Annotated in this window: 27 protein-coding genes; 19 read left to right on the top strand and 8 right to left on the bottom strand. The window is 63.9% G+C overall.

Going from position 1 to position 20,269, the window contains the following annotated elements; all coding sequences use genetic code 11:
- The first annotated feature begins 10 nt into the window (after positions 1–10).
- The 7 genes from DESTE_RS08070 (at position 11) to DESTE_RS08040 (ending at position 8,483) form a co-directional block, all read left to right on the top strand.
- On the top strand, positions 11–490 hold the full coding sequence (locus DESTE_RS08070) for a NapC/NirT family cytochrome c (RefSeq protein WP_035066741.1): 480 nt from the start codon (positions 11–13) through the stop codon (positions 488–490).
- 40 nt (positions 491–530) lie between these two features.
- Complete coding sequence (locus DESTE_RS08065) at positions 531–2,084, top strand: ammonia-forming cytochrome c nitrite reductase subunit c552 (protein WP_035069982.1); 1,554 nt, start codon at positions 531–533, stop codon at positions 2,082–2,084.
- A gap of 619 nt (positions 2,085–2,703) precedes the next feature.
- Positions 2,704–3,381 carry a LysE family translocator gene (locus DESTE_RS08060; protein WP_035066739.1) on the top strand — a complete coding sequence of 226 codons (678 nt, stop codon included), beginning with the start codon at positions 2,704–2,706 and terminating at the stop codon, positions 3,379–3,381.
- A 176-nt stretch (positions 3,382–3,557) separates the two neighbouring features.
- Positions 3,558–4,349 carry a nitroreductase family protein gene (locus DESTE_RS08055; protein ID WP_035066736.1) on the top strand — a complete coding sequence of 264 codons (792 nt, stop codon included), beginning with the start codon at positions 3,558–3,560 and terminating at the stop codon, positions 4,347–4,349.
- A gap of 1,229 nt (positions 4,350–5,578) precedes the next feature.
- Positions 5,579–6,649 (top strand): RHS repeat domain-containing protein, encoded by a 1,071-nt coding sequence (locus tag DESTE_RS17190; protein WP_051384380.1) that lies wholly within the window; start codon positions 5,579–5,581, stop codon positions 6,647–6,649.
- 957 nt (positions 6,650–7,606) lie between these two features.
- A complete protein-coding gene (locus DESTE_RS08045) occupies positions 7,607–7,945 on the top strand; it encodes a hypothetical protein (protein ID WP_156925299.1) in 339 nt (112 codons plus the stop codon).
- Positions 7,946–8,027: 82 nt separating this feature from the next.
- Positions 8,028–8,483, top strand: coding sequence for a YqhG/Tai3 family protein (locus DESTE_RS08040; protein WP_198015343.1), 456 nt, complete (start codon positions 8,028–8,030; stop codon positions 8,481–8,483).
- A 128-nt stretch (positions 8,484–8,611) separates the two neighbouring features.
- Here DESTE_RS08040 and DESTE_RS08035 read toward each other — a convergent pair whose 3' ends face one another.
- Both DESTE_RS08035 and DESTE_RS17605 read right to left on the bottom strand, forming a co-directional pair.
- On the bottom strand, positions 8,612–9,967 hold the full coding sequence (locus tag DESTE_RS08035) for an L-cysteine desulfidase family protein (RefSeq protein WP_035066727.1): 1,356 nt from the start codon (positions 9,965–9,967) through the stop codon (positions 8,612–8,614).
- A 348-nt stretch (positions 9,968–10,315) separates the two neighbouring features.
- Positions 10,316–11,077 carry a LexA family transcriptional regulator gene (locus DESTE_RS17605; RefSeq protein ID WP_084559407.1) on the bottom strand — a complete coding sequence of 254 codons (762 nt, stop codon included), beginning with the start codon at positions 11,075–11,077 and terminating at the stop codon, positions 10,316–10,318.
- Between the two features lie 260 nt (positions 11,078–11,337).
- On the opposite strand from DESTE_RS17605, the gene DESTE_RS08025 reads away from it, so the two are divergent.
- The 3 genes from DESTE_RS08025 to DESTE_RS17960 are packed head-to-tail and all read left to right on the top strand — an operon-like array spanning position 11,338 to position 12,271.
- Positions 11,338–11,766: a hypothetical protein gene (locus DESTE_RS08025; RefSeq protein ID WP_035066725.1), complete on the top strand. Its 429-nt coding sequence runs from the start codon at positions 11,338–11,340 to the stop codon at positions 11,764–11,766.
- Positions 11,763–12,038 carry a helix-turn-helix domain-containing protein gene (locus DESTE_RS08020; protein ID WP_035066722.1) on the top strand — a complete coding sequence of 92 codons (276 nt, stop codon included), beginning with the start codon at positions 11,763–11,765 and terminating at the stop codon, positions 12,036–12,038. The genes DESTE_RS08025 and DESTE_RS08020 overlap by 4 nt, the downstream gene beginning before the upstream one ends.
- Entirely contained in the window at positions 12,038–12,271 is a 234-nt protein-coding gene (locus DESTE_RS17960) for a hypothetical protein (RefSeq protein ID WP_156925297.1), read from the top strand. The genes DESTE_RS08020 and DESTE_RS17960 overlap by 1 nt, the downstream gene beginning before the upstream one ends.
- Here DESTE_RS17960 and DESTE_RS08015 read toward each other — a convergent pair.
- Positions 12,237–12,533: a hypothetical protein gene (locus tag DESTE_RS08015; protein ID WP_156925296.1), complete on the bottom strand. Its 297-nt coding sequence runs from the start codon at positions 12,531–12,533 to the stop codon at positions 12,237–12,239. The two genes, DESTE_RS17960 and DESTE_RS08015, sit on opposite strands and share 35 nt — an antisense overlap.
- Between DESTE_RS08015 and DESTE_RS08005 the strand changes: the two genes are divergently transcribed.
- From DESTE_RS08005 to DESTE_RS07980, 6 genes are read left to right on the top strand one after another with little or no spacing between them, the layout of a single operon-like run.
- Positions 12,532–14,724: a DNA-binding domain-containing protein gene (locus DESTE_RS08005; RefSeq protein ID WP_084559406.1), complete on the top strand. Its 2,193-nt coding sequence runs from the start codon at positions 12,532–12,534 to the stop codon at positions 14,722–14,724. The genes DESTE_RS08015 and DESTE_RS08005 overlap by 2 nt on opposite strands.
- On the top strand, positions 14,721–15,434 hold the full coding sequence (locus DESTE_RS08000) for an AAA family ATPase (RefSeq protein WP_035066714.1): 714 nt from the start codon (positions 14,721–14,723) through the stop codon (positions 15,432–15,434). Before DESTE_RS08005 ends, DESTE_RS08000 begins: the two co-directional genes overlap by 4 nt.
- Complete coding sequence (locus DESTE_RS07995; RefSeq protein ID WP_035066711.1) at positions 15,434–16,048, top strand: hypothetical protein; 615 nt, start codon at positions 15,434–15,436, stop codon at positions 16,046–16,048. Before DESTE_RS08000 ends, DESTE_RS07995 begins: the two co-directional genes overlap by 1 nt.
- 2 nt (positions 16,049–16,050) lie before the next feature.
- Positions 16,051–16,260 carry a hypothetical protein gene (locus DESTE_RS07990; RefSeq protein ID WP_035066708.1) on the top strand — a complete coding sequence of 70 codons (210 nt, stop codon included), beginning with the start codon at positions 16,051–16,053 and terminating at the stop codon, positions 16,258–16,260.
- Positions 16,260–16,769, top strand: coding sequence for a host-nuclease inhibitor Gam family protein (locus DESTE_RS07985; protein WP_035066705.1), 510 nt, complete (start codon positions 16,260–16,262; stop codon positions 16,767–16,769). Before DESTE_RS07990 ends, DESTE_RS07985 begins: the two co-directional genes overlap by 1 nt.
- A gap of 8 nt (positions 16,770–16,777) precedes the next feature.
- Positions 16,778–17,068: a hypothetical protein gene (locus DESTE_RS07980; protein ID WP_156925295.1), complete on the top strand. Its 291-nt coding sequence runs from the start codon at positions 16,778–16,780 to the stop codon at positions 17,066–17,068.
- A 73-nt stretch (positions 17,069–17,141) separates the two neighbouring features.
- Here the strand turns inward: DESTE_RS07980 and DESTE_RS07975 are convergent, their stop codons facing one another.
- The 5 genes from DESTE_RS07975 to DESTE_RS18215 form a co-directional block, all read right to left on the bottom strand.
- Positions 17,142–17,348: a hypothetical protein gene (locus DESTE_RS07975; protein WP_035066699.1), complete on the bottom strand. Its 207-nt coding sequence runs from the start codon at positions 17,346–17,348 to the stop codon at positions 17,142–17,144.
- 1 nt (position 17,349) lies between these two features.
- Positions 17,350–17,934, bottom strand: coding sequence for a BRO-N domain-containing protein (locus DESTE_RS17180; RefSeq protein ID WP_051384378.1), 585 nt, complete (start codon positions 17,932–17,934; stop codon positions 17,350–17,352).
- 69 nt (positions 17,935–18,003) lie between these two features.
- Entirely contained in the window at positions 18,004–18,138 is a 135-nt protein-coding gene (locus DESTE_RS18545) for a hypothetical protein (RefSeq protein WP_281172047.1), read from the bottom strand.
- Between the two features lie 74 nt (positions 18,139–18,212).
- Entirely contained in the window at positions 18,213–18,494 is a 282-nt protein-coding gene (locus tag DESTE_RS07965) for a hypothetical protein (protein ID WP_035066697.1), read from the bottom strand.
- Between the two features lie 31 nt (positions 18,495–18,525).
- Complete coding sequence (locus DESTE_RS18215; protein ID WP_035066694.1) at positions 18,526–18,837, bottom strand: hypothetical protein; 312 nt, start codon at positions 18,835–18,837, stop codon at positions 18,526–18,528.
- Between the two features lie 100 nt (positions 18,838–18,937).
- Between DESTE_RS18215 and DESTE_RS18210 the strand changes: the two genes are divergently transcribed.
- The 3 genes from DESTE_RS18210 to DESTE_RS07945 are packed head-to-tail and all read left to right on the top strand — an operon-like array spanning position 18,938 to position 20,220.
- Positions 18,938–19,474 carry a regulatory protein GemA gene (locus DESTE_RS18210; RefSeq protein ID WP_198015341.1) on the top strand — a complete coding sequence of 179 codons (537 nt, stop codon included), beginning with the start codon at positions 18,938–18,940 and terminating at the stop codon, positions 19,472–19,474.
- Complete coding sequence (locus DESTE_RS07950) at positions 19,475–19,807, top strand: hypothetical protein (RefSeq protein ID WP_035066689.1); 333 nt, start codon at positions 19,475–19,477, stop codon at positions 19,805–19,807.
- Positions 19,807–20,220, top strand: coding sequence for a hypothetical protein (locus tag DESTE_RS07945; protein WP_051384377.1), 414 nt, complete (start codon positions 19,807–19,809; stop codon positions 20,218–20,220). The genes DESTE_RS07950 and DESTE_RS07945 overlap by 1 nt, the downstream gene beginning before the upstream one ends.
- Positions 20,221–20,269: the final 49 nt, after the last annotated feature.

Genomic DNA, 20,269 nt, shown 5'->3' with positions numbered 1-20,269 from the left:
GGAGGCGGAAATGTCAGAGGAAGCACCTCGCAACGGACGTACGGGGCTGCGGCTCATCGTCGTCGGGGCGGCCCTTGGGGTCGTGCTGGCGGCGGGGGCGGGCTTCGGCATGAAGGTCACGGACCGGCGTCCGTTCTGCGCGAGCTGTCACATCATGCAGGAGGCGGCGTTGACCCACAAGGCGTCCACGCATGCCAACCTGGCCTGCAACGAGTGCCACGCTCCGCACAACCTGGCCGCCAAGCTGCCCTTCAAGGCGGTGGCGGGGGCCAAGGACGTGTACATGAACACGCTGGGCAGGCCGGACGACGTGATCCATTCGGGCCAGTCCACCAAGGACGTGGTCAACGCCAACTGCAAGGCATGCCACACCATGACCAACACGCAGGTGGCCAGCATGGATTCCAAACCCTATTGCGTGGACTGCCACCGCAACGTCCAGCACATGCGCATGACGCCGATCAGCACAAGGAAGGTCGCCGATGGATAATCTGAGGAATGACACGCTGTCGCTGCGCACGGTGCGCGGCATGGCCCGCAAGGGGACCCTGCTGCTTGCCGTTGCGCTTGTCCCCTTTGTTCTCGCGGGCTGTTCCGACGTTACGGAACTGAAAACCCCGGTGTTCAAGACCAGGATCGCGGCGGAGGAAACCCGCAGCAGCGCCTTCAAGGCGGAATTTCCGCAGCAGTACGCAAGCTACCAGCGCAACGACGAAAGCACCGTGATGACCGAATTCAACGGTTCGGTGCCGTTCAACAAGAACGACAACGTCAATCCGCTGCCCGAAGGGTACAAGCACGCCCAGCCGTACCTGAAGAACCTGTGGCTGGGCTACCCGTTCAGCTACGAGTACCGCAACGCGCGCGGCCATACCAAGGCGCTGGAAGACTTCCTGCACATCGACCGCATCAACACCTATGCGGAAAAGGGTGGTCTGCCCGCCACCTGCTGGAACTGCAAGACCCCCAAGATGATGGGTTGGGTGAAGGAATACGGCGACGGCTTCTGGGCCAAGGACGTCAACGAGTTGCGTGACAAGATCGACATGAAGGACGAGACCATCGGCTGCGCCAACTGCCACGACCCGCAGACCATGGAACTGCGTCTGTACAGCGTGCCGTTGCAGGACCAGCTGAAGGCGCAGGGCAAGGACTGGGCCAAGCTTTCGCGCAACGAGAAGCGTTCGCTGGTGTGCGGCCAGTGCCACGTGGAGTACTACTTTCTGGACAAGGAAAAGGGCGTGGCCAAGAAGCCCGTGTTCCCCTGGGCCGACGGGTATGACCCGCAGGACATGTACACCTACTACAAGACCGCGGGCAATTCGCAGATGAAGGGCTTCGAGGGCAACTTCGTGGACTGGGTGCACCCCGTGTCCAAGACGCCCATGATCAAGGCCCAGCACCCGGAATTCGAAACGTGGCAGAACGGCGTGCACGGCGCGGCGGGCGTTTCGTGCGCCGATTGCCACATGGGCTACACCCGCACCGACGACAAGAAGAAGATCTCCGGCCACTGGTGGACCTCGCCCCTGAAGGATCCGGACCTGCGCGCCTGCCGCCAGTGCCATTCGGACAAGAGCCCCGACTACCTGCGCTCGCGCGTGCTGTTCAGCCAGCAGAAGACCTACGACCAGTTGCTGAAGGCCCAGGACCTGTCGGTGAAGGCGCACGAGGCCGTGCGCCTGGCATCCGAATTCCAGGGAACCAGGCCCGCCAACTATGACGACCTGATGATTCAGGCGCGCGAAATGGTGCGCAAGGGTCAGTTCTTCTGGGATTACGTGTCCGCAGAGAACAGCGTGGGCTTCCACAACCCGGCCAAGGCGCTGGATACGCTGGCCTCTTCGCAGCAGTACAGCCAGCAGGCCGTGGACCTGGCCAGCGAGGCCACCGGCTTTGCCATCTCCAAGGATCTCGCGGGCGACATCCACAAGATCGTGCCGCCCATCCTGAAGCACAGCCGCAAGTTGCAGCAGGATCCCGAACACATGAAGACGCACGTCTGGTTCAGGTACATTCCTGTCCTGCCCAAGGCGGACAAGGTGTGGGACGGCCAGAAGAAGCTGGTTTCCGCCGCCCAGTAGGACCCAGTAGGACCCAGTAGGATAAAGACCGCTGTTCGAAAGGACGGGAGCCGCCGGGCGGCTCCCGTCCATGTACGGATGACATGACGTGCCGCGCGGGCGGCACGCGGAACGCGCCGGATCGATTTCCCACGGCGCGCCCGCCGGGCCCGGCGGTTCCTTTCCGGGGGGCCGATGCCCGCACCACTGCCCGCGCGGCGCATTGCAGACATGGTTTCGCCGTGGATCTCCTTCACAGGGACACGACAGCCTGAACAGGCAGAGGGGCGCCCATCGGGGGCGCCCTTCGTCGTGCACGGGGAGCAGGGGGGCATCGGGAGGCAAGGCAGCCCGGAGCGGCGGGGCAACGGGAGCATTCAGAGCAAGGGGAAAGGCTGAGGGCAGAACAGGGCAGAACAGGACAGAACAGGACAGAGCAGGGCAGAACAGGGCAGGATGGGACAGGCCAACTGCCGACAGGAGAATTGGCGATACGGGCTGCTTGCCGTGCGCATCGTGCCGCGCTACAGGATGCGCGATAGGGCAGCGGAGCCGCACGGGGCGGCCCTGCCCGCCACGCTTCCGCCAAGCGTACCCTCCTTCCCCCTGTTCCCCTATTCCGCCGCAGGAGCCCGCCGTCATGTCCATCTCATGGAATTTCCTCATCGTGTACACACTGACGGTGCTGGTGGCCACCATCACCCCCGGTCCCAGCATGCTGCTGGCCCTGACGCACGGGGTGCGTTACGGCGTGCGGCGCGCGCTGGCATCCGCGCTGGGCAATACGGCAGCTTCGGTGTTGCAGGCGCTGGTGGCGGTGGCCGGTCTGGGCGTGGTGCTGGCCGCGTCGGAAGACCTGTTCCGGGTGGTGCGCTACGCGGGCGCGGCCTATCTGGTGTACGTGGGGGTGTGCATGCTGCGCGCCTCGGCAGTGCCCCTGCATGCGGCGGCGACGGCGGGTGATGCAGACGCCACCGGCAATGCCAGCGTTGGCGGTACATCCGAAACCCCCGACGGTCCGGGGGCGCGCAAGCTGTTCTCGCAGGCGTTCTTCGTGGCGGCGGGCAATCCCAAGGCCATCGTGTTCTTTACCGCGCTGTTCCCGCAATTTCTGGCCCCCGGCGACACCCTGGCCCGCAGCGCCCTGCTGGTGGCGGACCTGGCCGTCATCGCCTTTCTGGGCATGATGCTCTACGCCATGGCCGGGGCGCGCATTGCCGCGCTGCTGGCCACCACCCGCGCCGCGCGCTGGTACAACCGCACCGTGGGGGTCGCCTTCATCGGCAGCGGGGCAGGGCTGGCCTTGTCCGACAGGTAGGGCCGTTCGTTTCCCTCTGCCGCCGTGTCCGTCCCCTTTTTCCGATGTGCGGGGGGCGGTCTCGTGCAGGTGCCCCTGTTTCCCGCCGGGTACTCGCTTCCCCAATTGTGCCTTCTTGCCGAAAACACCGTACGTGGCAAAAGGGCTCCATGGGCACAACGCCCAAGGAGGCCTGCATGGAACTGATTACCCTCGATACGGATGTCTGTACGGGCGACGGCCACTGCATGGCCGCCTGTCCCAAGGGGCTGCTGCAACCGGACGGCAACGGCCACCCTGTGCCCGTGCCCGACGCAGCGGAACAATGCATCGACTGCGGGCACTGCGTGGCCGTGTGCCCCACCAGTGCCCTGCGCCACGCCCGTCTGCCGCTGGCGTCCTTCCTGCCGGTGCAGCCGGGCCAGGCCGACGCCACGGCCATGGATGCACTGATCCGCAACCGGCGCTCCATCCGCCGTTTTTCGCCGCGTCCGCTGCTGGATGCCACCCTGCACGAACTGATGGACGTGGTGCGCCATGCGCCTACCGCCCGCAACAGCCGCCTGCTGCGCTGGCACGTGATCCGTTCCGCAGCCGCGTCGCGGGCGTTGGCCGGGGTGGTTTCCGAATGGTTGAGCGCAGCGGGCTACTACCCGGATGCGCTGGCCGCGTTTGCCGCAGGCGGCGACAAGGTGCTGCGCGGCGCGCCGCATCTGGCGTACTGTACCGCCCCGAAAAGCTACAACTTTGGCGCGTGCGACGGCGGCATCGCCGCCACCACGCTGGATTACGCGGCTGCGGCGCGGGGCATCGGCACCTGCTGGGCCGGTCTGGTGATGTGGGCCGCCAGCAATCACGAACCCACCCGCGCTGCGCTGGGCCTTGCCGACGACCTGGACGTGGTGGGCGCCATGATGCTGGGCATGCCCGCCATGAAGTACCACCGGGTGCCCCCGCGCAACGTGCCCGAGGTGGTCTGGGTGGACTGAGGGGGACGGAAGGGGCGCTGCCCTGCGCGCCATCGGGCGGGGCCGGGTTGTGGCGGGGAGGGGTGCGGTTGCCCCTCGCGTGCAACCGGTGGGCGTGGCGTGCCGTATGCTGCCGTGTGGCGTTTTGTATGCCCAGCAGCAACGTGCCGAAGCCATCGGAAAATAATGAACAACGGGCCGCGTCGTGGTGACGCGGCCCGTTGCGTTTTCTGATGCCCATGTCCGCAGGGAAGAGCGGTGCGACAGCTCCGCATGGATGTGGTTGCCCCATGCAGGCGGACAGGCGCGTGACGAGCTTCCGGGCATTGGGCGGCATGGGCGGTGGCGGTAAAGCGCGTCAGGGGTGTTGCGCCACGGAAAACGGCCATGGTGGAACCCCGTCCGGATGGCCTTGTGATCCCCTGCCAACCCCCTTGCGGGGAAATATCGGGATATGAGCATGCTATCGGCGGTGTCGGCCCGCATGCCGACATAACTCAGGAGAGTGCCATGCCTTCGTATTCCCGCACCAGCAGGCAGCAGACTGCGCGCCCCCGTATCGCCCGCCCCGCCATGTCCACGGAAGCTTTTTTGCGTGACATCGTGTTTGCCAAACAGCCCAGGCCTGAATACCCGGAGCCTCGCACAAGTCCGCCGGATGTCGTTGCCGATATTTCCGGAAAGATGTTCCAGCCCGGCACCACCGTATCAGGGGGGAATCTGGCTGAGCCTGCCGTCGGCTCGGGCTTCTCCTGTCGTTGCGATTTTGGCCCCGATGGCACGTTGTGCACCAGGTTGGAGACATGCGGTGGCCATGTCGTTGAATACGGCTACACCTTCGATGAACGCGGCCATCTGTCCGGAGTGCGCCGCGACGGTGCGCTGGCGGAGGAATACACGTACAATGCGGCGGGCCAGCGCATCATGGCGCGGACGGCCACCGTACCGGGCATGTCGAGGGATGCGCTACGCGGTCTGGAGTCGGAACGAAGCTTTGCCTACGACAGGGAGGGGAGGATGGTCCGCGCGGGACGTGCGCGGTACGGATACGCGCCCGATGGTACCCTGCGCTGCCGGGAGGAGGGGCGGGAACGTGCGTATTTCCAGTACGGGAACGGCAGTGTCCGGGAGGTACTGGTGCGTGACGGGGTGCGCCGGAATGCCCACCGCATTCTCGTCGCCCCGGTGACGCTGGATTCCGTGCTGCTGCCCTCTGGCGATACCGTCCGGTATCGCTCAACAATGCGGGCATGCCGTTTCTGGTGTTGCGCAACGATGCGCCCAGCGAGGAATACCAGTGGCATGACCCGTTGCGCCTGGCGCGGTTCCGCGACCACCGGACCGGCACGGAGTACGTGTTTCATTACGAGGCGGGCGAAGACAAGCCGGAAGCGACGGCAGGCATGTGCCGCGTGCCGCACGCTGTCACCGTGCGTGGCCCGGCACTGGACAATCTGGGCGGCGGCATGCTGGCCCCGTCCCTTTTTCGTACCGATGCGGAGAACAGGGCGGCCCATGCGCGTAGCGTCACCTTTTGCATCGGCAGCGATCAGGTGGGTACGGTAAAGGCGCTCATCGATCCCGACGGCACGGTGGTCAAGCGGCTGGAGTACGACAGCTTCGGCCTGCCGCTGCTGGACACCTGCCCGTATTTCTTCTTTCCGCTGGGGTTTGCCGGGGGACTTGTGGACCGGCACACCGGCCTTGTACGCTTCGGCTTCCGCGATTACGATCCGCGCACGGGGCGTTTTACGGCGCCGGATCCCCTGGGTGACACGGGGGGCGACCATGACCTGTACGACTACTGCGTGGACGATCCGGTCAGCGCGTACGACCCGACGGGGCTGATCCAGCAGGGCCTTGCCGCGCGCGGCTGGGACGAGTCGAAACACCCGCGCGCCACGGACGGCAGGTTCACGTTTGCCCATGGCGGCGCGGCGGGAAGTGCCGCCGCGACGAGCAATGTGCAAGAGCAAGAAGGACGGCCTGCTGGGGATGCAGCAGGCGCGCGCGATGTCCCAACTGCGGGGCCTGACGGGCAGGGCAAAAGTGGTGGAGACTCCAAGGCGAAAGACATATTGCAACGCCTGCGTCCGTGGTGGATGTACCCCTATGGAAGCAAAGAGAAGCAGGATGGCATTGCAAAAATGCAGGAAACTATGACCCCTAATATTCAGGGTTGGGCGAAAACAATGGAGAACGTGGGGAGAGGCGGAATAAACGCCCAAGAGTTCTTGTTGTTTGAAGGGGCGAAAATGGGAATAGACCGCGTGAAGAAGAAAAGAGAGAAAAGGCGCCAAGAGGAAAATGCTAAAAAATAGCAGGGAATTTTTTGTGTGGTGCACCTGCGGGTACTTGCGTCTTCGCCAAGTAGTCACAGGTGCTTTTAATTTTCATGATTTTTAACTGTGTTGTATATTGTAATTAAATATATGCATTGCATATATCCTGCAAAATATCCTCTAAATCCAATTTCTATGTGTTCATTCTTTTTGAATAGAAATAAATCTGGCCTCACATTGTCGCCACCTGTGATGTTATGTGACCATGAGGTAAACATAAATGCCATAAATAGAAAGGCAGAATATATCATTATACATGATGCGATTTTTGTTATGTTGTTATCGTTATTTATGTTGACTGCGGTCATGAGTAGTATTGATATCCAGAAAGTGATGAACATGTACATATAGAATGTGTTTACATCGTCAAGTATGTCTAAGAAGTACCAGATAAGTGTTTCTGACAGGAATATACATAGTATCGTGATTATTTTTTGGGTGTGGTTGGTTATTGTCATAATACTGATTAAGATTAAATGTGGATGAAGTGCACGCGGGTATGATGGTCACGTATCATGAAAAATGTGTGGGATGCGGGTTTGGTACTGATGCTATGGTGCGTAGTGGTCTTTGTATCCTTCTTTTGTCCGATAGTGTCAAGGTTATCTTCGCGCTTTTGCAATATGTGCGACGCGCGCTGGAGGAGCTCGCGTTGCGTTCTGTCGTGGCTCGGAGTTGTGCTTTTTATGAAAATCTGGGATTTAGTGCGATATGATAAAATGTAGGGAAGTAGTGTTTTTCCTTGGGTTTACGCGGTCTTGTCGGTTGCAATGACGCGGTCCAGAAAATATGTGCTGTGTTGGTAGGAAGTCTGCGAGGTTTTTGGAGGATAAGATGAAGATGTTGAGATGGGCATATTGTAGTGTCATGCTGGTTGCGATGCTGTTTTTTCATGCGGTCGATGGCTAGTGCGCGGAGCAGTCCCCCGAACAAGTCGTGCGTGATTTCTATGCGTGGTATTTCGTGGCAGACCGTGGTGAAGATATGGCGGAGAAGAATGATGCAATTTATAAATATGTAGCCAAGCCTCTTGTCACGGATGTTCGCGCGGATACGTCCGGGATATACTATTTCACCAAGGTTGGCAGTTATGGGGCGCAGTGGGTTGATGTTGTTGTCGATGTGAAGGATGCGGTTAGCATTGGAGGGGGCGTCTCCATGATACCTGTGGAATTTGTTCTGGGACAGGAAAGACGAAATGTGATTGTTTTGGTAAAGAGCTATGATGGCGAGTTGAAAATCTTCAAGGTTATGGACGTGTATCCGCTTATGTGAAGGGTGTTGGTCGACGTGGTGAGCGCGCACAGTATGTGAGTATCGTCATGTTTTATTTCATATGATTCGCAAGAGGGTGCATATGAAAAAATACGTATACCTGCTTATGCTTGTCTTTATGTGCGGATGTGCATCTGGCCATGCCAATGTGCGCAAGTTTTCAGACGGTCCGGAAAATTTTGTTTACGATTTTTATCAGTGGTATATGCGAGAAGCAATACTGCTTGGCAACGAGCCGCTGAAGAATGGAGAAATATATCGGTATGTGTACGCAGATACGGTACACAGGAACCTTGTCGAGCTGGACAGGGGGAATTACTGGTCAGACTATTTTCTGGACTCTCAGGATCCCAATGAGGAATGGCTTGAAACCATCCACGTTTACAAGGCAGTAGCCATCAACGATTCCGTCATGGTGGTCCCCGTGAATTTTGCAGGGGACAAGCCGGAATGCACGTCGCTTCTCGTGTTTCTTGGGAAGGAGGCCGGGGAACTCCGCATCATCAAGGTGGAAAGAGCGGTCCACTGGTCGGAATGACGTGGAGTGCGGAGCGGGCTTTTCTCGCCCCGCTGCAATCCTCTGTCACGGTCAGACGCAAGAACGGCCCGCCGCAATGCGGCGGGCCGTTCTTGTAGTATGTCCAGAGCGCGGGGGCGATGCGCCGCCTACTGCACGCCGCGCTCCAGCAGGCGGATGATGGCTACGTCCACGGCGGCGAAGCCCAGGCTGGACACTTCGCCCAGCGAGCGCAGCGAGGCGCGGAAATCGGGGGAGACAATGCCCTCGGCCCCGGTCATGCCCGGCCCGTGCAGGGCCAGTTGCGCGGCGCTCCAGGCTTCTGCCGCAGCGGTGCCCACCTTCAGGGCGCAGCCGCCCTTGGCCCCGTCGCAGATCATCCCCATGACTGACGAGAACACCAGCGCCACTGCCTGTTCGGCCTGCGCGGGCGTGCCGTCCGCAAGGCGCACCAGCGCGGCGGCGGCGCCCGCCCCGGCGGCCACGGCGCAGCCGCACAGCGGGGTAAGGCGGCCCGTGCGGGCCTTTACCGCGCCGGTAACCAGGTGCGACAGGGCCAGCGCGCGGGCCAGTTCCGCATCGCTGCGGCCCCAGGCGCGGGCGGCCAGCGCCGGAGGAATGATGGCGGTAAGCCCGTGGTTGCCGGAACCTGCGCTGCTCATGACCGGCTGGTTGGCCCCGGCCATGCGCACGTCGGCGGCGGCAGCCGTGGTGGCCTTCACGCGGGCGCTGATGTCCGGACCGCAGGCGTCAGATACGCGGTCGCCAGATACGCAGGAACCAGATGCGTTGGTGCCGGACGCGCCGGTATGCTGGCGATCTCCGCCGCGCAGAGCCATTCCCAAGGTGTGTCCCACGGCCAAGCCCCACGGGCTGGTCAGCCCCTGCTCGGCCACGGCCAGATTCATCTCCGCGCCGCGCAGCAGGTCTCGGGTGAGGTCGGCGTCAATTCCGTCGGCCCAGTTCCACAGGTCGTCAAAGGCGGCCCGTTGCAGGTCGGCCATGTACGGGGGCAGGCTGTCGCCGCCCAGGGTGTCCTCCGCCCGGTAGACCACCTGCCCGTTGTGGCGCACCTCGGCCACGCGGTCGTGCCGCCCGGCCACCACGGCCACCACCAGATGGCCGGGGCGGTACAGTTCCGCCTCGGCGTACACCGTGGGCACGTCCTGCACGATTTCCTGCGTTACCGCGCCACGCTCGGTCAGGGCGCGGGCGGCGGCCACGTCGTCGTCGGTGACGGCGGCCAGCGCTTGCAGGCCCATGTCCGCATCGCCCGCCAGTGCGCCCAGCGCGGATGCCAGCATGTTGCCGCGCAGGCCCTGCGCGCCGGGAATGCCCACGGACTGGCCGTTCTTGTAGATGTTGGCCGAAAGGCGCAGGTGGATGCGTTCCGGCGGGGCGGGCAGGTGGCGCGCGGCGGTGGCGGCGGCAAGGGCCACGGCCCCCGGTTCGGTGCAGCCCAGCGCGGGCTTTACTTCGGCGGCGAAAAAGGCGGCGATGTCCATGGGGCCTCCTGCTTGTGCGCGGGCGGCCGGGAGAAGTGGAATGGGCAGGTTCCGGCATTGTTAGGGGTCAGGAGAGTTGAGACACGAGGAAGCGCCTTGATCGAATAGGACGAATGCGCGACGAAAGCAGGACTGGTGCGGGTTTCGTCGGATTGTCGCGCGAAAACCGGGTCGAATTCCAAGATGAGATTTCATCGCGGACTTCGGCCCGGTTTTTTCATGCAAGGTAAGATTTCTCGCGGCTCGCTTGCCCGCTGCGGTTCCGTTTTTCCCGTTCGTTCCGGCGTTGCCTGGCGCACATGTGTTGCGTGTCTGATTCGACACAAAAACAGCCTGAAAAATGCGGCGCTAGTGCGCCTCGCGGCACCACCAGAGGACGCGGCCAATGACGCGGATGCTTTCCATGTCCTGGCTTTCGCGGTGAACCTCTATGGGGGCGTAGGCCGGGTTGGCGCTGGAGATGACCAGGCGGCCCGGCAGCAGGCTTAACCGTTTGACGAACACGCCTTCATCAATGCCCACGGCGTAGATCGCGCCGGGGATGATGTCCGTCTTGCCTTGGTCAATGAGCACCATGTCCCCGTCCTGGATGTCGGGGGCCATGGAGTCGCCGACCACATCCATGAGCACCATGTGGGCTGGTGAGCCCTTGCGGCACAGCCAGTCGGAGCGGAACGCATAGCGGCCCACGGATTCCCCGTTGACCTCCAGGCTGCCGCCGCCAGCGGAGAGGCGCGCCTTTACCTTGGTGACGAGCACCATGTCGCAGTCGGGTTCCGTGTCCTCGAACAGGGGGCGCGCATCGAGCGCATTGGGCTGCGGGCGGGACGCCAGCAGTCTGCGCGCGACCTCCGAGCCGGGGAGCGTTGTCTGGCCGGATGGCTCCCCAAGGTGCATTGGCCCGCGCCCGAAGAACAGCCAGTCTGCTGAAACATTGAACTTTTCCGCAATGGTTTCAACCCATCCGGTGGGTATCTGCTGGCGTTTTTTTGCAGCAGCGACGGACGGTGGCTTTATCCCAAGAATGTTAGCTAACGCCGTATCCCCTTTAGCTTGGGTAGCAGCAAAAATTCTGGCTAACTTCTCTTCAAACAATTTCGCGTTGTCCATTGAGAACTCCGAAGCTAACTCCGAAGTCCGCCATAGCTAAAATAGCTATATAACACGTCGAGTTAGCCAAAATATCGCAAAAACCAAACTGCGAAGTACTTTTTGGCTTGCCGTGCCTAGCTAAAGTCTATAAAACGGACTTGCGGGCGCTAGGAAAGATTATCGCTGACCCTACCTAAACCGCCCGCAACCAAGGGTCAACGTCCATGAGCAGATAGTGATTGGACGTTAGCCCACCACCCCAGCGGACGGCGAACGACATGCGGCAATTCTCCCTCTTTGATGGCAGCAACGACAGTGCGCTGGCGGGCCTTGTGCCCGCCGTGCGCGCGGCCATGAACGTTGCCGCCGGTCAGGACGAGGACGGACGCAAGCGTTTGGTGGACCGCATCAACCAGATTGCGGCAAGCGCCGGGATTCGGCTGACCGCTGGCAACACCAAGGCCATCAGCAAGGACACGTTGGACAAGTGGCTGTCGCCCAGTGACCGGGACCACACCCCGTCGTTGCTGGCGGTGGTGGCGTTTTGCCGGGCGACCGGCGACGCGGGGGCGCTGCGGGTGCTGCTGCGCACCATGGGGCTGGACGTGATGACGGAAGAGGACAGACGGCTGCGGGACTATGGCCGGGCATGCCTGGAAGAGCGGGCGGCCCGCAAGCGCAAGAGGCAGTTGGAGGACGACATATGAGTGTTGAGATGCGGCGGAAGTGCGGTGCGGCACGGGCGCAGGTGCGTTTCCGCATCCGCGAGGAACTGGAGCGGCGCAGCCTGACCATGACGGCGCTGGCCGAACAGATAGGCGTTTGCAACCAGGCCGTTTCCAACACGGTGAATGGCAGGCTGCACAGCCCAAGGGTGTTGCAGGCGCTGCGCGACGTGGGCGTGCCGGAGAAGTACCTGTTCGACCCCGCGAAGGTATGCGCGAAGGGGCCGGACGCAACGCAACGAGAGGTGGCGTGATGAGCGAGAAGAAACAACAGCAGGTGAGTGAAAAGGCGAAGGAAACATCGAAGCCGCAGCGGGTGCGAGAGCTTTCGCAGAAGCTGGATGAACTGCTGCAAGGCGTCCCGTGGGACGAGGCCGCACTGGCGGCGGCCTCGTCGCTCAACAGGTTGTCACTGCCGCTCGGCGCGAGAGTCGAGCTTACGGCAACAACAGCTATTCCCTGGGTTTCTCTGCCATCTCTTGGCTGATCGCCCTAATAAATTCCACGTAGGCTTCGGCGAGAGCTTGTGCGGACGCCTTGGGACCAGCCTTGGCTGAAAAGAAAATCCCTGCGTTCGGCTGTCGGAGGGCTTCAAGAAAGACTTGGGTTCCCTTTTCGAGGATCAAGGCATTCTGGAATTTGTACATTGTTCCGGCTCCTTGGGTTTGTGCGGGATTGGCCCGCAGGGTTTGTGGATAGGCCAAGACATATCCAAGGAGCCGGACCATCGCAACGGCGGCAAGGAACATGGCAGCACTGAAAGAGACATTCACAGCACAGGAGTTGGCCCAACTCCTCTCTCGCACAGATCGCGCAATACAAATGCGCGCCGAGCGCGAGGGGTGGGCATCACGGCCCCGTGCGGGCCGTGGCGGCGGGCACGAGTGGCTGGTGGCGTCGATGCCGGAGCCCACGCGGGCGGCGCTGACCGTGGCGCTGGCCCGGCAGGCGGAGGCCGCTGCGCCGCCCGTGGCGCGGGTGAGCGACGTGGTGGTGCCGGACTGGGCATGGCGCGTGGCGCGCGCCCGGTACCGGGTTGTTGCCGAGTGGCGGGCCACCATTGTGCGCCAGAAGGCGCGCGGGATGAGCGGCAAGGGCGCGACTGAGGCGTTTCTGGCGGCCTACCGCAGCGGCACGCTGCTACCGCGCGAGGTGATGGAGGCAGCGGGCGAGGTGAGCCGCCCCACCCTGTACCGCTGGGACAAGGCCCTGCGCGAGGCGGGCGAGGACATGGAGGTTCTGGCCGACAAGCGCGGCGGGTGGGCCAACGGGCGCAAGAAGGGGCTGGGGCAGATAGGCCCGGACGCGGAGGCGGCGTTTTTGGCGGCGTACCTGACGCCCAACCGGCCATCCATGACGCTGGCCTACCGGGCCATGGAACTGGTGCTGCAACGGCAGGGGCTGGACGTGCCCAGCTATGCGTCGGTGCGGCGGTTCTTCGAGCGGTTCGACAGCTACCACCACGACCTGGTGGTGCTGCGACGCGACGGGGAAAAGGCGCTGGCCGACAAGGTGGGGGCGTACCTGAACCGTGACGACCGCATTCTGCGCGTGGGCGACGTGCTGTTCGCCGACGGGCACGTGCTGAACTTCGACGTGCTGCACCCGGAAACGGGCAAGCCTTGCCGCATGACCCTGATCGGCTGGCAGGACTGGGCAAGCCGCATGCCGGTGGGCTGGGAGATCATGCCCACCGAGAACACCGTGGCCGTTTCCGCCGCGCTGCGCATGAGCATCCTGAACCTGGGGAAGTGCCCGCAGGTGGTCTATCTGGACAACGGCAAGGCGTTCAAAAACAAGTTTTTTTCGGAGCGCAGCGACCTTGCGGAACTGGACGGGCTGTACGTGCGGCTGGGCATCGACGTGGTGCATTCGCTGCCCTACCAGGGCCGCACCAAGGTGATTGAGCGGTTCTGGGGATCGTTCAACGAGGAGTGCGCCCGCATCCTGCCGAGCTACCGGGGGCGCTGCATAGACGACAAGCCCGCGCACCTGCACCGCAACGAGCGGTGGCACAAGGCCCGCCACAACGAATGGGTGCCCACCGTGGACGACGTGGGCCGCATTCTTGCCCTGTACGTGGAATGGCACGCCCAGCGCGAGCACCCCACGCGGCCTGGCCGGAGCATCCGCGAGGTGTTCGACGAGGGGCGCGGGCCGGGGTTCAGCGAGGCGCAACAGGCCGACCTTGACCGGCATTTCCTGTGGCGGCGGGAGGTCACCCCCCGGCGCTGCCGCATCACCATCGCGGGCGTCGAGTTCGAGTCGGACGCGCTGTACGGCGTCAACAAGCGGCTGACGGCCATGTTCGCGTGGTCGGACCTTTCGGAGGTGCGGCTGTACGACGACGGGCGCTACATCGCCACGGCCCGGCCCGTGGCCAGCCTGAACCCGCTGGCCAAGCACTTCGGCGACAAGTTGGACATGGACAGCGTGGCCGACGCCAACAAGCGGTTGCGCCAGATGAAGCGCGACACGGTGCGACTGGCGCGGGAACTGGACGGCAGGGCCGCCGAGGCGCTGGGCGGCCTGCCGTGGATGCAGCCCGCGCAGGAGCGCCGCACCCCCCTGACCGTGGTGCCCGCACGCGGGGCCATGCCCGCCGCACAGGACCGGCGCATGCTGCCGGAAGCCCACCCCACCCCCGACATGAGCGAGGCCGAGGCGCAGGAACTGCGGGCGGCGCTGGAAGACCTGACGGCGCGCCAGGCGGCCCGGCCCGAATACGAGGCCCCGGCGTTCTTCGCCAATGCGCGGGAGAAGTACGAATTTCTGTTCGAGGTGTCCGTGGGCGAGGGCAAGCGCCTGACGCCGGAGGACGCCCGGTTCATGGCCGATTTCGAGGCGTCGGCCGAGTACCCGCCGCTGGAGCGGCGCTATGCGCAACTGCGCGCCATCTACGCAAACGACCACTCTCACACCATGGAGGCACAGGCATGAGGCGCGACGTATTCGTGGAAACCAACAACGTGCAGGCGCTACGCACAGCCGTGGGCAGCGCCTGCGGGGCCGGGCGGGGCTACCCCGCCATGGTCATGACCTACGGCGAGGCGGGCACCGGCAAGACCGTGGCGGCGCGCATGCTGTTTTCGGAGTTCGGCGGCGTCTACCTGCGCGCCATGGAGCAGATGAGCCAGCACGCATTTCTCCAGGAACTGTGCTTCGAGGTGGACGGCAGCCGTCCGCACGGAAGCTACCGCTGCAAGCAGACGGTGCTGCGGCGGCTGGACGAAGCCCCTGCGCCCATCTTTGTGGACGAGGCGGACCGGCTGGACATCCGGCGGCTGGAAGACCTGCGGGACATTCACGACGTGACGGGTTCGCCCGTGGTGTTGATCGGCGAGATGGGCCTGCCAACGCGGGTCAACGCGCGGACGCGCATCAACGACCGCATTCCGGCGGCCCTGCGGGTGCACTTCGACAGCATCTCGCGGCAGGACATCCTGCTGTACGCCGCGCAGACGGCGGACCTGCGGCTGACGCCGGAGGCCGCAGCCCATGTGCATACGGCGACACGGGGGAACTTCCGGCGGGTACACAACGCGGTGCTGTCCATTGAGGGGACGGCCCGCGCCGCCGGGACCAGTGACGTGGACCTGGCCATGTGCCGGGCCGCCCTGGGCATGGGCACCCCGACCGGGAGGCAGTGATGCGCACGGGAACCGCAGACCAGATTCGCCTGGCGGTGCGCAGCCTGGCGGCCAGCGGGAGCCAGGAAATCAGCAACGCCCTGGTCTACGAGGCCATGGGGTGCCGCACGCAGGAGGAGAAGGACCGGGTGCGCAAGCAGATTACCGAGCTTGTGGCGCGCGGCGAACTGGAGCGCCTGGGGCGCGGGTGGCTGCGCTGGACCGGCCGGGGCGAACCGGAGCGCGGGGGCGAAACGTACAACCGCATGTGGCGCATCATACGGACGGAACGGCCGGGCTGGGACTGCACGCACGTTGCCCACGTGACCCGCGTGAACCTGCGCGGGGTGCAGCGGTACGTGGCGTGGCTGGCGGCCGAGGGACTGGTGGCCGAGCGGGGCAAGCGCGGCAACACCCGGCTGTACGGCGTGACCCGGGAAGGAATTGAACAGCGCGTGACCCCGTTCCCGCCCATCACGCGGGCCATGCCCCACGAGGCCGAGCGGGCCGCCCTGTGCCGCCTGGTGCGGCTGTTCGTGGAGGGCGACCTGGGCGAGCGGAGCGTGCGGGAACGGATAGCGGCGGAATGCAACACCATCATCGACGGCATGAACATGAAGAGACAGGAGGCATGAGCATGATTGCCAACAAGATCAAGGACGCGCGGCTGGCGCTGGGCGTGCTGGCCGGGCAGATCACCGAGGACCAGTGGGGTCTGATCAAGTGCGTGCAGGGCGAACTGGCCGACGCGGCGCAACTGGCCGAGCAGATGGAGAAGATGCTGGCCGTGCCCGGCGCGCCGCGCGGCAAGGGTCCGGCGGACGCCGGAACGGGAGGGGTGAACTGATGGCCAGGAGCAAGCCCGCACCCATTATCGTGGCGGAAACGCCGCAGGCCGAGGGCGCACTGGCGGAGATTGCGGCCATCAACCGCAAGGTGGCCGCCCTGGAAGCGGACATGAACGCGACCATCGACGCGGCCAAGGCCACCGCCAGCCAGGCCAGCGCCCCTCTGTTGGCGCGGCGCAAGGAACTGGAGAACGCGGTGGCCAGTTGGGCCATCCTGAACAAGGGCGAACTGTTCAAGGGGCGCAAGAGCCTGGACCTGGGCTTCGGGACCGTGGGCTTTCGCGTGACCACGAAAATCAGCCAGCTGGCGAAGATCACCAAGGAAATGACCCTGGCCAAGCTGGCCGAGTACGGCCTGCGCGACGGCATCCGCGTGAAGCAGGAGATCGACAAGGAAGTCATGCGGGATTGGCCGGACGAGCGGCTGGAACTGGTGGGCCTGCGGCGGCGCACCAGCGACGAGTTCTACATCGAAATTCACCTGGAAGGCGTGGAGCGCGCGGCGTAGGAGGCCACATGAACAACGGGAAAGTACTGGTCAAAGGGACAATGGATAACGCCGCCATCGGCGAAAATATCCGCAAGGCGGTGGAACTGGTTGTGAGCCAGTACGCGGACAAGGCCGACGGGTTCGTACTGCACCTGATGTTTGAAACGCAGGCAGAAAACGGCGCTACCGCCATGAACGGTGTGGGACTCGCATGGGGTGACCTGGACCTGGCCATGCAAACCCAACTGTTCGGGAGGACGCTGGCCATGGCGGAACGGGAAATCATACCGGGCGCGACTTCGGCCACGGCGCAGTGAAGGAACATAACCACAAAACGCCGCCCCCGAAGGGCGGGGGCGGCGAGGTACAGGGTGTGCGAATGACGTGTGGTTACGCCGACGGCCTTTCTTCCGCCTCGCGTGCGGCCTGCTCCAGGGTGTTGGCGCAGGCCATGAGGATGAACGCCAGACCGCTGGTGGCGGAGGGGGATATCTCCACCTGTCCGGCAGGCCAGCAGCAGGCTTCGGCCAGGAAGCGCAGCACGGATTCCGCCCTTCCCACATGGTCCCACGGGGAGCCGGTGTCGCAAAGGTGCATGCTACACCTCCAGCCCGAGCTTGCGCGCGGCGGTGACGAACCAGCCCACGCGGCTGCGGCTCATGCCCATGACCGCCGCGATTTCGCGCACGGTGAACCCGCGCGCCCGGTAGGCAAGCACCTTGCGGATGTGCGCCCGGTTGGCCGGGGTGATGTCCAGCGCAGCACGCACCGACTGCTGCCGGGCCGCGCCCGCCTCTTGCAGCGCGGCCTGTCGGGCCAATTCCACGGCGCGCTGCTGGGCCTCGCCCCGGATGCGGCGCAGCAGCAGGGCCACCCGCGCCCGGAAGCGCTTGGCCTCGCCCGTGCGGGCCAGCATGGACAGGATGTACACGCCTTCTTCGGAGAATACGCGCGTAAGGCGCTGGGATTGCTCTTCGTTCGTCAGTTTGACGACGGAGGAATACAACTTGAGTTCGTCGGCGTTGCGTTCATACAGCTTATTGATCGCCTTGGCAGGGTCACCATAGCCGAGGTGGCGTCCTATCTCCTCCGCCGTGAACAGGACTTCTCCATCCTTTTCAACGTAGTGCACGTCATTCCCATCGACAGCGAACACGGATTGCGCTACGGTGTTTTCAGCCATAATACCCTCCTTTTCAGGGTGTTTGTGGTTAGGCGTGGCCGCGGTGTTCCTGCACCCGGCCACGCCGCTTTATTTGGTTTTCTCCCGCCATCCCGGAAATGTCTTGTCCAGCGCCAGCAGTACGGCTTCCTTGATGGTCAAGCCCTTCGCCGCCGCAAGTACCTTCAATTTCCGGTGCTCTTCCTCCTTGATCTGAACGGTCATGTTCTTTCTGTCTGGCACGGCACCTCCATGCTTTTTAACAAAATACAGGCATGCAGGTTTCATGTCAACCCCTTCTACCTGTACCAAGGGCGCGGGATGAGCGCCATCATGCCGCCAAGCAAGCAAAAGACGAAAAATCCCACAAGGATGCCTGCGGCCATATTTGTACGCTTGCCGACCTCTGTTCCGGCAATCCCCCCGAGGATGATGCTTGTCGCAGCCATGGCGAGGGCCAGCAACGTTTCGATGCCGCCCTGCCACCACGTCATTCTTTTAGCCTGGCAGGAGCCGATGCCGAAGATGATCGCCAGCAGGATGGCGATGCCGAGCCAGTCTTCCAGTTTGCCCCTGTCCATGCGTTCCTCCGCTGTTTTTCCAGTGAGAGAACTACGCCTGCTGCTGGTCATCAGCCTTGGCAGCAGCACGACGCAAGCGCCAGCGCCGCAGGGCAGCCACTCCGTAGGCGATGAGCAGGGCCGCGGCGACCTTGCCCACGACATCGGCGGACGAGAACTGCATTCCTGTGGGGGCACCCATGCTCCGGACGAGAAGAAAGTTGAGGATGGCCACGGCAACGCCGCCCAAGCCCACCAGCAAGGTGTTGTGGGGGCGTTTCCACGCGGGGATGGCGGCCAACCACATGAGCGGGTCCACAAGGTTCACGAGAATGGTTGCCAAAATAACGATCAGCGTTTTCATGCTTCACCTCTCAAGTATCGTTTGCTTGTTCTGGCAAAAGCCGTTCGAAAGGACAAGGGCAGGTTCAATCAAGATGAGACGAACGCAACAGGAGGCTCGCATGGGCAACGACGGACGCAACGGCGATGCTGTCGCCGACCGTAAGACTCGGGAAGACCACTCGTCTAACGGTCGCCGCAAATTATTGGCCATGGTGCATATGGGCCGCAAGCAACTGGCCATGGACGAGGAGGCGTATCGCCACATCCTGAAATCGCGCTTTGGCGTGGACAGCGCCAGGCACCTGGGGGCGCGCGAGTTGTCCCGGCTGGTGGCCGCCCTGGAAGAGATGGGGGCGGTGTTCGTGGGCAAGGGCAAGCAGTACGGGCGCAGCGCCATGAAGCGCCGCGCCAGCGGCGCGGCGGACAGGGTCACGGACGCGCAGATCGCGCGCATCCGGAAGTCGTGGGACGCCTTTGCGCGGAAGAAGGGTTTTGATTCGCTGGAGGCGTGGCTGCGCCGGTACTGGAAGTGCGAGCGGGTGGATTGGCTGGAGCGCGGGCAGGCCAGCCGGGTGATCGCCGTGCTGGACGGCATGGCCGAGGAGGCCGAACTGCGCGCCTGGTCGGACAGACAGGCAGCGGCGGGGGCCGTGTAGGTGACCGACGCGGAGGCGCTGCGGCGGGACATAGAGGGCCGCTACGGTACGGTGCACCGGTTCTGCCGGGCGTATCGGGAACTGGGGCGGTCCACCGTCTACCAGTTGTTGGCGGGGCGCTACCCCGGCAACGCCGCCCGCCAGTTGGCGCGGGTGCGGGAGGTTCTGGCCGGTGGGCCGGAGAAGCGGGCCGAGGCGGTGTACGCCGCCATCAAGCGGGCGGCGTGCCAGCGGTGTGCTGCCTGGGGCAAGGGGCGCGAGTGTTCACGGTGCGACGGCCTGTACAGGGAACAGGCCCAGGCGGCGCTGGAGGCGCTGGACGAGGTGCAGTGATGGGCGACAGCATGGAGCGTGACGTGTTTGCCGAGTTTCTGCCCGGTCTGCTGGGCGAGGTGGCGCAGGCTGCGGGCGTGCGGGCCGCCCTGGCGCTGGCCAGCGAGCGGGGCGGCACCCGCGCGTACATTCCGAGCGTGGCGACCCTGCACCCCGGCCACTGGCTGGCGCAGGCGGTGGGTTTCGAGGCGGCCATGCGGATTGCCGAGCGGTGGGGCAGCGAAACGGTGGCCGTGCCGCTGGGGCCGTCGTCCGGCAGCCGCGCCAGCCAGTGGCGCAAGATTCGGCTGGGGTTGCAGTCCGGGCACAGCCTGGCGGCCATCGCGCGGGCGGCGGGCGTGACCGAACGCACCGTGCTGCGGCACAAGGAGAAATTTACCCGGCCCCCGGACCAGTATTCGCTGCTGGATTGAGCGGCCTGCGGACAGGTGACGGCATTATCTCCGCCCCCGTGTGCCCCCA

This window comes from Nitratidesulfovibrio termitidis HI1, assembly GCF_000504305.1.
Taxonomy (GTDB): domain Bacteria; phylum Desulfobacterota; class Desulfovibrionia; order Desulfovibrionales; family Desulfovibrionaceae; genus Cupidesulfovibrio; species Cupidesulfovibrio termitidis.
Note: the sequence above shows the minus strand (reverse complement) of the source record. Positions and strands in the feature narration are given on the sequence as shown.